General features: G+C 70.4%; 14 protein-coding genes. 7 read left to right on the forward strand and 7 right to left on the reverse strand.

From position 1 onward, the window contains the following. Positions 1–32: 32 nt before the first annotated feature. Positions 33–494 carry a DNA polymerase III subunit chi gene (locus tag ACK8OR_RS05835; RefSeq protein WP_410188482.1) on the reverse strand — a complete coding sequence of 154 codons (462 nt, stop codon included), beginning with the start codon at positions 492–494 and terminating at the stop codon, positions 33–35. Next, on the reverse strand, positions 495–1,967 hold the full coding sequence (locus tag ACK8OR_RS05840) for a leucyl aminopeptidase (RefSeq protein WP_410188483.1): 1,473 nt from the start codon (positions 1,965–1,967) through the stop codon (positions 495–497). A gap of 138 nt (positions 1,968–2,105) precedes the next feature. Between ACK8OR_RS05840 and lptF the strand changes: the two genes are divergently transcribed. The 6 genes from lptF (at position 2,106) to rsmA (ending at position 9,558) form a co-directional block, all read left to right on the forward strand. Then, positions 2,106–3,221: an LPS export ABC transporter permease LptF gene (gene lptF, locus ACK8OR_RS05845; RefSeq protein WP_410188484.1), complete on the forward strand. Its 1,116-nt coding sequence runs from the start codon at positions 2,106–2,108 to the stop codon at positions 3,219–3,221. Further along, positions 3,218–4,315 (forward strand): LPS export ABC transporter permease LptG, encoded by a 1,098-nt coding sequence (gene lptG / locus ACK8OR_RS05850; RefSeq protein WP_410188485.1) that lies wholly within the window; start codon positions 3,218–3,220, stop codon positions 4,313–4,315. The genes lptF and lptG overlap by 4 nt, the downstream gene beginning before the upstream one ends. Then, on the forward strand, positions 4,315–6,444 hold the full coding sequence (locus tag ACK8OR_RS05855) for an LPS-assembly protein LptD (RefSeq protein ID WP_410188486.1): 2,130 nt from the start codon (positions 4,315–4,317) through the stop codon (positions 6,442–6,444). Before lptG ends, ACK8OR_RS05855 begins: the two co-directional genes overlap by 1 nt. Positions 6,445–6,455: 11 nt before the next feature. After that, positions 6,456–7,658: a peptidylprolyl isomerase gene (locus ACK8OR_RS05860; protein WP_410188487.1), complete on the forward strand. Its 1,203-nt coding sequence runs from the start codon at positions 6,456–6,458 to the stop codon at positions 7,656–7,658. Beyond that, complete coding sequence (gene pdxA / locus ACK8OR_RS05865) at positions 7,636–8,610, forward strand: 4-hydroxythreonine-4-phosphate dehydrogenase PdxA (RefSeq protein WP_410188488.1); 975 nt, start codon at positions 7,636–7,638, stop codon at positions 8,608–8,610. The genes ACK8OR_RS05860 and pdxA overlap by 23 nt, the downstream gene beginning before the upstream one ends. Before the next feature lie 111 nt (positions 8,611–8,721). Beyond that, positions 8,722–9,558 (forward strand): 16S rRNA (adenine(1518)-N(6)/adenine(1519)-N(6))-dimethyltransferase RsmA, encoded by an 837-nt coding sequence (rsmA, locus tag ACK8OR_RS05870; protein ID WP_410188489.1) that lies wholly within the window; start codon positions 8,722–8,724, stop codon positions 9,556–9,558. Between the two features lie 8 nt (positions 9,559–9,566). Here the strand turns inward: rsmA and ACK8OR_RS05875 are convergent, their stop codons facing one another. The 3 genes from ACK8OR_RS05875 to prfA form a co-directional block, all read right to left on the reverse strand. Next, entirely contained in the window at positions 9,567–10,283 is a 717-nt protein-coding gene (locus ACK8OR_RS05875; RefSeq protein WP_410188490.1) for a DUF4167 domain-containing protein, read from the reverse strand. 201 nt (positions 10,284–10,484) lie between these two features. Beyond that, the gene (prmC, locus tag ACK8OR_RS05880; protein ID WP_410188491.1) at positions 10,485–11,303 is read right to left on the reverse strand and encodes a peptide chain release factor N(5)-glutamine methyltransferase; all 819 of its coding nucleotides are present in this window, start codon (positions 11,301–11,303) and stop codon (positions 10,485–10,487) included. Beyond that, on the reverse strand, positions 11,300–12,355 hold the full coding sequence (prfA, locus tag ACK8OR_RS05885; RefSeq protein ID WP_410189871.1) for a peptide chain release factor 1: 1,056 nt from the start codon (positions 12,353–12,355) through the stop codon (positions 11,300–11,302). The genes prmC and prfA overlap by 4 nt, the downstream gene beginning before the upstream one ends. 77 nt (positions 12,356–12,432) lie before the next feature. Here prfA and ACK8OR_RS05890 point away from each other — a divergent pair, with 77 nt between their 5' ends. Then, a complete protein-coding gene (locus ACK8OR_RS05890) occupies positions 12,433–12,663 on the forward strand; it encodes a hypothetical protein (protein ID WP_410188492.1) in 231 nt (76 codons plus the stop codon). Here the strand turns inward: ACK8OR_RS05890 and ACK8OR_RS05895 are convergent. Together ACK8OR_RS05895 and ACK8OR_RS05900 are read right to left on the reverse strand one after the other, a co-directional pair. Beyond that, complete coding sequence (locus tag ACK8OR_RS05895; RefSeq protein WP_410188493.1) at positions 12,660–13,076, reverse strand: DUF6314 family protein; 417 nt, start codon at positions 13,074–13,076, stop codon at positions 12,660–12,662. The genes ACK8OR_RS05890 and ACK8OR_RS05895 overlap by 4 nt on opposite strands. Beyond that, positions 13,073–13,447, reverse strand: coding sequence for a diacylglycerol kinase (locus ACK8OR_RS05900; protein ID WP_410188494.1), 375 nt, complete (start codon positions 13,445–13,447; stop codon positions 13,073–13,075). Before ACK8OR_RS05900 ends, ACK8OR_RS05895 begins: the two co-directional genes overlap by 4 nt.

The raw sequence follows: 13,447 nt of genomic DNA on the forward strand, positions 1-13,447 counted from the left end.
GCAACCCCCGCGCGGCCTAAAGGGTTCCGGCGTCAGACGTTTTTCGTCGCCTTCTCATCCCACTTGCCCGATTCCTCGGACCAGTAGCGCGCACCGATCCCGGCATCGGTCAGGGTTTTCCACTGGACGCGGGCGCGGGCCACGGCCTCGCCGTCGAGCCCGTCGAAGAGGACACAGCACCGCTTGGCGGCCGTGACCTCGACGGCATCAAGATCGGCCCCATCCACCGCCATCAGGCAATCGGGCGCGTTGGACGCCGCACCGGTGGTCAGGAGGATCGGCTGCTGCGCGTCGTGATCCCCGCCGGCGATGCCGTGGGGCAGGAAGCTGTCGGGCGGGCCCTGCCAGAGCGCGGCGTCGAGCCCCTCGAGCCGGGACGGGTCGCCGCCCCGGACCGCGACGCGCCAGCCCTGCGCCAACGACCGGGTCAGGAGCGGGATCAGCGTGTCGGGGACCGAGCGCCGCGTCAGATGGTAGAAATAGACCTCGCCCAATCAGTCGGCCTCGTAGGCGTCCCGCACCAGCCGGTCGAGCGCGCGCACGCCCCAGCCGGTGGCCCCTGCGGGCGCGAGATCGGTCCCGGACGACACGCTGGCCACGCCCGCGATATCGAGATGGATCCAGGGCGTCTCGTCCTTGACGAAGCGCTGGAGGAACTGCGCGGCGGTGATCGAGCCCGCGGGCCGGCCGCCCACGTTCTTCATGTCGGCCACGCGCGACTTGATCTGCTTGTCGTAGGCCTTGCCCAGCGGCATCCGCCAGGCGCCCTCGCCTTCGGCGGCGGCGGCCTTGAGGAAGGCGTTCGCTAGCGTGTCGTCGTTGCCGAAGACGCCCGCGTTGTGATGGCCCAGCCCGATGATGATGGCGCCGGTCAGGGTCGCCAGATCGACCATGCCGACCGGCTCGAACCGCTCCTGCGCGTACCACATGACGTCGCACAGAACGAGGCGGCCCTCGGCGTCGGTGTTGATGACCTCGACCGTGTCGCCCTTCATCGAGCGGACCACGTCGCCGGGGCGGTAGGCGCGGCCGTCGGGCATGTTCTCGACCAGTCCGACGATGCCGACGACGTTGGCGCGGGCCTTGCGGGTGGCGATGGTGTGCATGGCGCCGGCGACGGTGCCCGCGCCGCCCATGTCCATCGTCATGTCCTCCATCCCGGCGGCGGGTTTGATCGAGATGCCGCCCGTGTCGAAGACGACCCCCTTGCCGATCAGGGCAAGCGGCTTTTCGTCGCCACCGCCGTTCCACTGCATGACGACGACCTTGGAGGGGCTTTCGGAGCCCTGCCCCACGGCCAGCAGCGTCCGCATCCCGAGCTTTTCGAGATCGGCCTCCTCGAGCACCTCGACCTCGACGCCGAGATCGCGAAGCGCTTCGAGCCGGGTGGCGAACTCGGTCGTGGTCAGGATGTTGGCAGGCTCGTTGACGAGGTCGCGGGTCAGGAACACGCCCTCGGCCTGCGCGCGGAGGTCGACGAACCCGGCCTCGGCGGCCTCGGCATCCTTGACCATGACGACGATCTCGGCGGCGGGTTCGGCCGCGTCACCGGTCTTGTGATCCGCGAAGTCGTAGCCGCGGAGTGCTGCGCCCAGCACGACCTGCGCCAGCATCTTCTGCGACCCGCCCAGCACGGTCAGCGGACGCGCGCCGCGCATCTTGGCCAGTGCCGCCCCGGCGCGCATGGCGTCATCGGCGTCGGGCTTCTTGTCGAGCCGGACCAAGGCCACGGCCGAGGCGTCGAGACCGGCGGGAAACCCCAGCTCCATCACGTCGCCCGAGGACAGCTTCTCCCATGCGGGCGATTCGACCGCCCGCTTCACCGCGCCCTTGGTCAGCCGGTTCAGGCGGCGTGCCTCGGCCCCCATCGCGCCCCCTTCGGCGACGAGGCAGGCGATGACGCCCTCGGTGCCGGCGACGGCGTCGAGATTGGTGGCGACGAAGGAAACGGCGGCGGGACGGGTCATCGGGCACTCCGGCAGAGGGGTTGGGTCGGGCCGGACCCTAGTGCGGGGCGCGCGGGGATGCCAGCGGCCCCGATCGGGGGTTCCGACGCATCGCGCGGGCCGCTAGACAGATCGCATCGGGGACCGCCGGGGGACGGCTTGGGACTATTCGACAGATACCTCGCGGGGCAGTTGCTGATCTATTTCGGCTTCTTCAGCCTCGTACTCGTCGCGGTCTATTGGGTGAACCGCGCGATCGGGCTGTTCGACCGGCTGATCGCGGGCGGGTCGTCGGTGCTGACCTTCCTCGAATTCACCGCGCTGGCGCTGCCGAACGTGATCTATGCCGTCCTGCCGGTCTCCGCGCTGGTCGCCACGCTCTACGGTATCAACCGGCTCTCGGGCGACAGCGAGATGGTCGTGGCGCAGACCACGGGCCTGTCGCCCTGGCGGCTGGCGCGCCCGGTCCTGATCTTCGGGGTGGCGGTGGCGATCATGATCTCGGTGCTGGGCCATCTTCTGGTGCCCGCCGCGCGCACGGCCCTGTCCGAGCGGGGCCAGGCGCTCAGCCAGGACGTCACAGCGCGGTTCCTGACCGAGGGCGAGTTCCTGCATCCGGGCGACGGCGTGACCGTCTACGTGCGCGAGATCACCGAGGCGGGCGAGCTGCTGGGCCTGTTCCTGCAGGACCGCCGCAGCCCCGATGCGCGCACGTCCTACACCGCCGAGCGGGCGCTTCTGGTCCGCGCCGACGGGGCGACGCGGCTGGTGATGTTCGACGGCATGGCCCAGACGCTCGAGGTGCCGACGCGCAACCTCGTCACGACGACCTTCGACGATTTCGCCTATGACCTGGCGGGCCTTGCGGGGGGCGAGGGCGTGCGCCTTCTCGACCCGCGCGAGCTTTCGACGGCGGCGCTCCTGCGCGCGGATGAAGAGGCGCAGCGGATCACCGGCGCCGATGTCGCCAAGCTGCGATACGAGGGGCACGCACGCTTCGCCGATGCGGCCTTCGCGCTGGTGCTGCCGGTGATGGCGCTCGGGTTCCTGATGCTGGGCGGCTATTCGCGTCTGGGGCTCTGGCGGCAGATCCTCGGAGCGGTGCTGGCCGCCATCGTGCTGGAGATGCTCGGGAACGTGGCCGAGAACACCGTCCGGCGCGACGCGGACCTCTGGCCGATGGTCTATCTGCCGGCGCTTCTGACGGCGGCGCTGGCGGTGGCACTGGTCTGGCGGGACACGCGCGGGCCGCGCCTGATCGGACGACCGGCATGATCCTCGCGACCTATATCGCGCGGCGCTTCGCCTGGCTGGTGCTGATGGTGACGCTGGTCTTCACGGGGCTCCTGCTGCCGATCGACCTGATGGAGCAGCTCCGCCGTCTCGACGGGCAGGAGGCAGGGTTCGGCGACGGGCTGCGGCTGGCGGCGCTGAACCTTCCGGCGGCGCTCTACCAGATCCTGCCGCTGATCGTGATCCTGTCGACGCTGGCGCTGTTCCTGGCACTCGCGCGGTCGTCCGAGCTGGTGGTGATCCGGGCCGCCGGACGATCGGCGCTGCGGGCCCTGCTGGCCCCGGTCGCGGCAGCACTGGTGCTGGGCCTCGCCGCGCTGATCGTGGTGAACCCGATCGTGGCCGCGACCCAGGGCGTCTACGAGCGCGAGATCGCGGGCTTTCGCAACGGCCTCTCGAGCGTGCTCTCGATCAGCGAGGAAGGCGTCTGGCTGCGCCAGGGGGACGATTCGGGCCAGACCGTGATCCGGGCCGTGCGCTCGTCGCTCGACGGCACGATCCTGTTCGAGGCGACCTTCATCGCCTTCGACGCGAACGGCACGCCGGTCGAACGGATCGATGCCGCGCGGGCCGAACTCTCCGAAGGGCAATGGCTTCTGGAGGACGCCAAGCGCTGGCCGCTGGGCAGTTCGGACAACCCCGAACGCGACGCGCAGGCCGTGCCCTTCGCCACCGTCCCCTCGACGCTGACGCGCGAGGGCATCCGCGACAGTTTCGGCGTCCCCTCCTCGATCCCGATCTTCCAGCTTCCGGGCTTCATCCGGCAGCTTGATGCGGCGGGTTTTTCGGGGCGCACGCACCGGGTCTGGCTGCATATGGAGCTGGCCAACCCCTTCATGCTGGCCGCAATGGTCCTGATCGGGGCGGCCTTCTCGATGCGCCATTCACGGGCGGGGAAGTCGGGGATCATGGTGCTCTCGGCGCTGCTTCTGGGGTTTGGCGTGTTCTTTCTGCGCAATTTCGCGCAGGTGCTGGGCGAGAACGGGCAGCTTCCCGTGATGCTGGCCGCCTGGGCGCCGCCGCTGGCCGCGATTCTTCTGTCGCTGGGCGTCATCCTGCGGCTGGAGGACGGCTGATGCGCCTCGTCCTCGCCCTTCTCCTCGCGCTTCTCGCGGCACCCGCTTTCGCGCAGCAGGGCCCGGCGACGCTGGTGGCGGACCGGATCGATTTCGACGCGACACGGCTGATCGCGTCGGGCGGGGTCGAGATCTACTCGGACGGGCGCATCCTGCGGGCCAGCCGCATCACCTATCTGCGGGCCGAGGACCGGCTGGTGGTCGAGGGGCCGCTGGTGCTGCTCGACGGCGAGGGCAGCATCGCCGTGGCCGATTTCGCGTCGCTCTCGGCGGATCTGCGGGCCTCGGTCCTGCAGGGTGCGCGGCTGGTGCTGAACGAACAGCTCCAGATCGCCGCAACCGAGATCGCGACCGGGGCCGAGGGACGCTATACCCAGCTCTACCAGGCCGTCGCCTCGTCCTGCGAGGTTTGTGCCGCGAACCCGGTCCCGCTCTGGCAGATCCGTGCCAAGCGCATCGTCCACGACACCGAGGCGCGGCAGCTCTATTTCGAGAATGCCCGCTTCGAGGTGCTGGGCGTGCCGGTCGCGTGGCTGCCGCTCCTGCGGCTGCCGGACCCGTCGCTCGAGCGGTCGCGCGGCGTGCTGGCACCGCGTTTCTCCTCGGACGACCTGCTGGGCACAGGCGTCACTTTGCCGTATTTCATCCCGCTCGGGCCGTCGCGGGACATCACGCTCCTGCCCTATGTCACCAATACCGAGACGCGAAGCCTGGGCTTTCGCTACCGGCAGGCCTTCGACAACGGCGCCATCGAGATCAACGGCGCGGCCTCGGACGACACGGTCACCACTGACGACCTGCGCGGTTATCTCTTCGCCGAAGGGGCGTTCCTTCTGCGCGGCGACTGGCGGCTGGAATTCGACATCGAGACCGTCAGCGACGACACCTACCTCCTGAACTACGATATCAGCGAGAAGGACCGGCTGGACAGCCGTATCGCGGTCACCCGGATCGACCGCGACGACCGGGTGCTGGCCGAGGCCATCGTATTCGACAGCCTTAGGGCGGGCGACGACAACCGGTTCCTGCCGACCCGCGTCGTCACCGTCGAGAGCCAGCGCCGGGTGCCGCGCAGCGTGCTGGGCGGACAGGCGATCTGGACGCTTCAGGCCCATGCGCGCGAACGTACGGCAAGCGAGGTGCCGCTGGGCTTCCCGACCAATTCGGCGCGCGACGTCGCCCGCGCCTCGGCGGCCTTCGACTGGCGGCGGACCGAGATCCTCGGCAACGGGCTGGTGCTGACCGGGATCGCGGGGCTGCATCTCGATGCCTATAGCGTGCAGCAGGACCCGACCTTCGCCGACACGACCTTCGCGCGCGCGGTGCCCTATGGCGGCTTCGAGGCGCGGCTGCCCTTGGCGCGGGCGGGGGCCGGCGGCGTGCGCCACCTGATCGAGCCGGTCGTGCAGGTGATCTTCTCGCCCGACAACCGCGCGCGCACCCCCAACGAGGACAGCCTGACGCCCGAGTTCGACGAGGGGAACCTCTTCTCCGAGCAGCGCTTCGCCGGTCGCGACACGCGCGAGCTGGGAAACCGGGTCAATATCGGCATCGGCTACAGCCGCTTCTCGCCGACGGGCTGGACGCTGGGCGCGACGGTCGGCCGCGTGCTGCGCGACGACGACCTGGGGCAGTTCCGGCCAGGCACGGGGCTCGACGGGCGCAGCTCGGACTGGCTCGTCTCGGCCAGCGCGGAATACCGCGACCGCTTCCACCTGATGCAGCGGTCGATCTTCGACGATCAATTCGACTTTGCCCGCTCCGAGACGATCCTGCGCTGGACCGGTCCGCGTCATTCGCTCCAGACGCGCTACACCTGGCTCGAGGCCGATGTCGCGGCGGGACGTCCGATCGACACGTCGGAATGGGCGCTGGACGCATCGCGCGACCTTGGCGGCGACTGGACGGGGCGGGTGAACTGGCGATATGACTTCGTCACGAACGATGCCAGCCGCGCGGGCGCCGGCCTGACCTACCGGTCGGATTGCGTGACGGTGGATTTCGACGTGGAGCGGCGCTTCACTTCGAACACCACGCTGCGCCCCTCGACCCGGTTCGGGCTGGGGGTGGAGCTGGCGGGCTTCGGAGCGGACGACAGGCGCACGCGAAAGAGGCGCTGCGGAATATGAGGGGCTGGGGCATGACGAGATTTCTAGGCGCGCTGATGATCGCCGCGACGGTGCTTTGGGCACCCGCGGGGGCGATGGCGCAGAACCTCTTCGCCGCCGCCGCGCGCGTGAACGGGACCGCCATCACCGAATACCAGGTGCAGCAGCGGGCCCTCTTCCTGTCGCTCCTGCGCGCGCCCGACGCCACCTACGAGGGCGCCCGCGAGAAGCTGATCGAGGAGACCTTGCAGGTCGAGGCGGCGCGTGCCGCGGGGCTGCAACTGACCGCCGAGGAGCTTGACGCCGGCATGGTCGAGTTCGCCTCGCGCGCAAACCTGAGCCCCGATGAATTCATCGCCGCGCTCGAGGGCGCGGGTGTCGCCGGCGAGACCTTCCGCGATTTCGTGCGCAACGGCCTCTACTGGCGGCAACTCGTGCAACAGCGCTTCGGGCCGCAGTCGCGCCCGTCCGAGGCCGAGATCGAGCGGACGCTGGCGCGGGGCGGCGGGGCCGCGGTGCGCGTCCTCCTGTCCGAGATCGCGCTGCCGCTGACCCCCGAGACGCAGGACGAGGTGACGGCCCTGGCCCAGCGCCTGTCGGACACCGTCGTGGGCGAGGCCGCGTTCCAGCGCGCCGCCCGCGCCTATAGCCGCTCGCCCTCGCGCGCGCGGGGGGGCCGGGTCGACTGGGTCCCGCTGGCGAGCCTTGCGCCGCCCATAGCGGCCGCGGTCCTGACGCTGGCGCCGGGCGAGACCTCGGACCCGGTCAATCTGGGGTCCTTCATCGGCCTCTTCCAGCTGCGCGATCTCGACGAGACCGGCACCGCGACCGAGCCCACGACCGTCGATTACGCCGAATACCTCATCCCCGGCGGGCGCACCCCCGAGGCGCTGGGAGCGGCCGCGCGGCTCGCCGACCGGGTCGATACCTGCGACGACCTCTACGGTGTGGCCAAGGGCCAGCCGGCCGAGCGCCTGATCCGCGAGACCCGGCCGCTGGCCGAGCTGCCGAACGACCTGCGCCAGGAGCTGGCCAAGCTCGATGACGGCGAGGTCTCGACCCTGCTGACGCGGGGGGCGAACCTGCGCTTCGTGATGATGTGTGGCCGCGTCGTCGAACCCGAGGAGGGCGCCTTCGAGACGCTGGGCCAGCAGCTTCTGAACCAGCGCCTGACGAGCTATGCGCAGGGCTTCCTCGACGAGCTGCGCGCAGATGCCATCATCGAGATCCCCTGACGCCGCACCCGTCGCGGTCACCTGCGGAGAGCCCGCGGGAATTGGCCCCGAGGTCGTCGCCAAGGCGCGCATGGCCGCGCCTGACCTGCCGTTCTTCGTCATCGGCAGCCCGGACCATTTCGCGGGCCACGGCATCCCGATCGAGGTGATCGATGACCCGTCGGACGCGCGGACCGACGCCCTCTCGGTCCTGCCCCACGACATCCCCGGCCCCGCCCGCCCGGGTCACCCCGACGGCGCGCAGGCGGCGGGCGTGATCTCGGCCATTGCGCGGGCGGTTGAACTGGCCCGGTCGGGCGCGGCCTCCGCGGTCTGCACCGCGCCGATTCACAAGAAGGCGCTGAAGGACGGGGCGGGCTTCGCCTATCCCGGCCATACCGAGTACCTCGCGGCGCTGGGCGGGAATGTCGACGTGGTGATGATGCTCGCCTGCCCTGAGCTTCGCGTCGTGCCCGCGACGATCCACATCGCGCTCGAGGCCGTGCCCGCCGCGCTGACGCCCGAAGGGCTGGAGTCGACCCTCCGGATCACCCACACCGCCCTCCAACGCGAGTTCGGCATCGCGGCCCCGCGCATAGCGGTCGCCGGGCTGAACCCCCATGCAGGCGAAGGCGGCACGATGGGCCGCGCCGAGGTCGAATGGATCGATGCGCTGGTCGCGCGGCTCGGGCCCGAACTTGGATGCTTCGGCCCCCTGCCCGCCGACACGATGTTCCACGCGGGCGCACGCGCGGGCTACGACGCGGCGGTGGCGATGTATCACGACCAGGCGCTGATCCCGATCAAGACCATCGATTTCGCGGGCGGCGTGAACGTGACGCTCGGACTACCCTTCGTTCGCACCTCGCCCGATCACGGCACCGCCTTCGACATCGCGGGGCGCGGCGTCGCGGACCCGACATCGATGCTCGCCGCCCTGCGGATGGCCTGGGACATGGGGCGGCGACGCTGACGTCTTGGCTCCCCAAATATGCAGGCCCGGTCCGCAGCCCGACGCAAGACCTGCCCGCGGGGCGCCCGAAAACTCTTACCTTAAGAGTTTTCCGCCGCTAGCTGGGGCGTCATGAGCCAGATCGACGACCTGCCCCCCTTGCGCGACGTGATCGCCGCCCATGACCTGCGCGCGAAAAAGTCGATGGGGCAGAATTTCCTTCTCGATCTGAACCTGACGGCGCGGATCGCGCGGGTCTCGGGGCCGCTGGGCGGCGCGCGCGTGCTGGAGGTCGGGCCGGGGCCCGGCGGCTTGACGCGCGCGCTTCTGGCCGAGGGCGCGGGGCGCGTCGTAGCGATCGAGAAGGACGCGCGATGCCTGCCCGCGCTGGCCGAGATTGCGGCGCGCTACCCGGGTCGGCTGGAGGTCGTCTCAGGCGACGCTCTGGAGGTCGATGTGCCGCTCGAGGCGCCGTGGCGAGTGGTGGCGAACCTGCCTTACAATGTCGGCACCGAGCTCTTGGTGCGCTGGCTGACGCCCGCCGCCTGGCCGCCCCCGTGGGAAAGCCTGACGCTGATGTTCCAGCGCGAGGTGGCCGAGCGGATCGTGGCCGCGCCGGGATCGAAGGCCTACGGGCGGCTGGCGATCCTCGCGCAGTGGCGCTGCGACGCGCGGATCGCGATGACCCTGCCGCCCGAAGCCTTCGCGCCGCCGCCCAAAGTCTCATCGGCGGTCGTGCACCTGACCGCCCTGCCCGCCCCGCGCTTCGAGGCCGACGCTCGGGTGTTGAGCCGGGTCGTGGCGATGGGGTTCAACCAACGGCGCAAGATGCTGCGCGCGGCGTTGAAGGGGCTCGGGCCGGATATCGAGGACCGGCTGCGCGCGGCCGGGATCGCGCCGACGCAGCGGGCCGAAGAGGTCACGCTGGAACAGTGGTGCGCGCTGGCGCGGGCGGTGGCGGAGGCCTGACCCGAGGGTCAGTCCTGCGGCGTCGGCTCACCTTCGGGGGCCGGGGCCTTCTTGCGCACGCGGGACCGCTTGGACTTGTCCTCGGGCGCGGCTTCGGGGCCGCCCTGTGCGGGCGCTGCGGGCTCGGCCGCGACAGGTTCGGCGCGCGGGGCATCGGTCGCCTCGGGGGCGGCACGCTCGCGCTCGTCGCCGTTCGCATCGCCGGCGCCGTTGCGGTCGTTGCCGCCCCGATCATCCGAATTGCGGTCGTCGCGGTCGCGCCGGTTGCGACTGCGGCGCTTGGGACCGCCTTCGTTCGACTGGCCGTCCTGCCCGCCCTGGGTGTTCTGCTGCGGCTGGCCGCCATTCTGCTGGCCGCCCTGCTGGCCGCTACCGTTCTGGTTGCCGCCATTGCCGCCTTGGCCGTTCTGCTGACCGCCCTGCTGGGCATTCTGGCCGCCTTGGTTCTGCTGGTTCTGCTGCTGGCGCGCGTCCATTTCCTTCTGCGCGGCGGCAAGGATGCGGGTGTAGTGCTCGGCATGCTGCTGGAAGTTCTCGACGGCGACGCGGTCGCCGGAGAGCTGCGCATCGCGGGCGAGCTGGTTGTATTTCTCGATGATCTGCGCGGGCGTGCCGCGCACCTTCCCCTCGGGACCCGAGCTGTCGAAGACGCGGTTGACGATGTTGCCGCCCTGGGGACGGTTGTTCCGGTTCTTGTTCCGCGAACGGGACTTGCTGCTTCTCATGCGTGGGGTGTTTCCGCTGATCTTGGCCGTTCGTGCTGGCCGGGGACCGATGGCCCCGGCGGGGCTCGAGAGGTCCGGATTGGTCGGGCAGGCACCCCGGATGCGCCTGCGGCGCGTCAGCATGGATGCTGGGGTGGTTATGGGTGGCATCCCTGCGACTTACAAGAGGATTCGTTGCATTCTGCCCGTATTCGCGATGCCTCAGCGGGGATTTCCGCCGATGACGACGCGGTCGCGCCCGTCAAGATCGGATCCGATCTCCACGTCGCTGAGGCCTGCCGCCCGCCAGAGCGCCGCGACGGCCGCGCCCTGAGTCGGCCCGATCTCGACCATCAGGCGACCGCCGGGCGCGAGGCGCGCGGGCGCGTCGCGGGCGATGATACGGTAGGGGTCGAGCCCGTCCCCGCCGGGGGTCAGCGCGATCCGCGGCTCGCGCAGGACCTCTGGCGAGAGGTCGGCCATCTCGGCCTCGGCGATGTAGGGCGGGTTCGAGAGGATCAGGTCGAAGGAGCCGTCGATGCCGTCCAGCCAGTCGGCGCGGCGGAGCGTTGCCCGACCCGCCACACCGAGGCGTTGGGCGTTGTCGCGGGCCACGGTAAGGGCCGCGTCGGAGATGTCCGTGCCCGTGCCGGTCGCGTCCGGCCGGGCGGCCAAGAGCGACAGGAGGATGCAGCCCGAGCCGGTGCCGAGGTCGAGCACGCGGTCGAACGGTCCGGCGAGCGCGGCCTCGACCAGCGTTTCGGTATCGGGACGCGGGTCGAGCACGTCGGGGCTGACGCGGAATTCGTGGTCCCAGAAGGCGCGCCGCCCGGTGATATGGCTGACGGGTTCGCGCGCCGCGCGCCGGTCGATGGCGGCGGCGAAGCGGTCGAGCGTGCCGGGCGGCAGGTCCGTGGGGGGACGGGAACCCCGGGCGGCGTGGGTCAGGAGGCGCGTCGCGTCGCCCCGTGGATCTATGATACCGGCGTCGGCGAGCCGGATCGTGGCCGCGCGCAGGGCCGCGGCGACCGTGTCGCTCACGCCCCCATCTCGGCCAGTTGCCGGGCCTGCAGATCGGCAGTCAGCGCGTCGATCACCTCGTCGAGATCGCCCTGCATCACCTGATCGAGCTTGTAGAGCGTCAGGTTGATGCGGTGGTCGGTCATGCGGCCCTGCGGAAAGTTATACGTGCGGATGCGCTCGGAGCGGTCGCCAGACCCGACCTGCGCGCGGCGGTCCGAGGCGCGCTCGGCATCCGCGGCCGCACGTTCGGCATCGTAGAGGCGCGCGCGCAGCACGTTCATCGCGATCTCGCGGTTGCGGTGCTGCGATTTTTCGGCGGAGGTCACCATGATCCCGGTGGGCAGGTGGGTGATGCGGACGGCGCTGTCGGTCGTATTGACGTGCTGGCCCCCGGCCCCGCTGGCGCGCATTGTGTCGATGCGGATATCGGTCGCGGGGATGTCGATCTCGACGGCCTCGGCCTCGGGGAGGACCGCGACGGTCGCGGCGCTCGTGTGGATGCGCCCGCCGCTTTCGGTCGCGGGCACGCGCTGGACGCGGTGCACGCCGCTTTCGAACTTGAGGCGGGCGAAGACATTCTCGCCCTCGACCCGGACGACCAGTTCCTTGATGCCGCCGAGATCGGTTTCCTGCCGCTCGACCACCTCCATGCGCCAACCGCGCGCTTCGGCGTAACGGCGATACATCGCCTCGAGATCGCCCGCGAAGAGCGCCGCCTCCTCACCCCCGGTGCCGGGGCGGATCTCGAGGATCGCGGGCCGCGCGTCGGCGGCGTCCTTCGGCAGAAGCGCGATCTGGAGCTCGGCTTCGAGGGTCGCGCGGCGGGCGGCCAGGTCGGGCAGTTCCGCGCGGGCCAGTTCCGCCATCTCGGGGTCGTCGAGCATCGCCTGGGCCTCGGCCTCGGCCACCTCCAATGCGCGCCAGTCGCGGGCCAGTTCGGCCACGGGCTTCACGTCGGCATATTCGCGCGTGAGGTCGGCGATTTCGGAGGCGTCCGGCCCCGCATTCAGCCGCGCCTCGAGATATTCGAACCGTGACAGGATCTGGTCGAGGCGGTCGGAGGGCATCATGCCGTGGGCTTGGCGGGTGTGCATGCCTTGGTCAAGAGCCGCGCGCGTGCTATTTTGACGGCCAAGGAGGACCGCCCATGTTGAGAACGATCGCCATCGCAATCTTCGCGACCCTGCCCGCCGTCGGCGCCTATGCGCAGGCCACGAAGTCCATTCCCTGCGAGTGCCGCGACACGACCGGCAACCTGCACGAGGTCGGCGCCACGACCTGCCTGACCGTCGATGGCCGCACCTTCAAGGCGCTGTGCGACATGTCGCTGAACGTGACGATCTGGCGCGATACGGGCGAAATCTGCCCGATGAGCTAGGCCCGCCGATAGGTCGTGACCGCGCCGTAATCCTTGCGGGGCCCGCGGACGCGCCAGCGAACGGACCAGTCGGGCCACCGGCTGAAATCATAAGACAGGCGATAGTCGTCCGGTGGGCAGTCATGCGCCGCCTTCGGACGGGCGCCGCCCGTGATGCGATGAAACGGACGGCCATCGGCGAACTGCACCGCGATCCCGTCCGGCGCAATTGTCCAAAGCGTCCGGCGCGCGGCTTCGAAGCGGCTGCCGTCCGGGCGCATCATCGTCCCCGTTTCGAGACAGTCGAACGCGTCTTCACCCCTCGTCCAGACGGCGCGTCCCGTGACGCGGGTCGTGCCACCCTCCGCCTCGACGATATGTCGGCGGAAGGTCCATTCCCCTTCCAGCGCGGCCAGTCGGGCTTCGGGCGTCACGCCAGTGCCGACCCCAGCGCCCAGAGCGCGTGGCCGACGAAGACCAGAAGGACGCAGCCGACCGCGAAGCTGCCGAGATCCTTGGCGTGCTTGGCGAATTCGCTGATCTCGGGCGAGACGCGGTCGACCAGGAGTTCAATCGCGGTGTTGAGGGCTTCGGTCGCGAGCCCGGCAAGGAACAGCGCGATCATCACGCCCCATTGCACCGGCCCCACCCCGACGACGAGAAAGAGCAGCGCCGTGACCGCGCCCATCACGAGCTGGATCTGCGCCGCGCGCTGGCGCATCAGGAACCGCCCGCCCGCGAGCGAGTAGCCGGTCGCGGCGACCGGATGCATCCAGATGGGTTTGGCGTCTTTCGGCGGCGGCAT

Source organism: Jannaschia halovivens (assembly GCF_046452375.1).
Lineage (GTDB): Bacteria > Pseudomonadota > Alphaproteobacteria > Rhodobacterales > Rhodobacteraceae > Jannaschia > Jannaschia halovivens.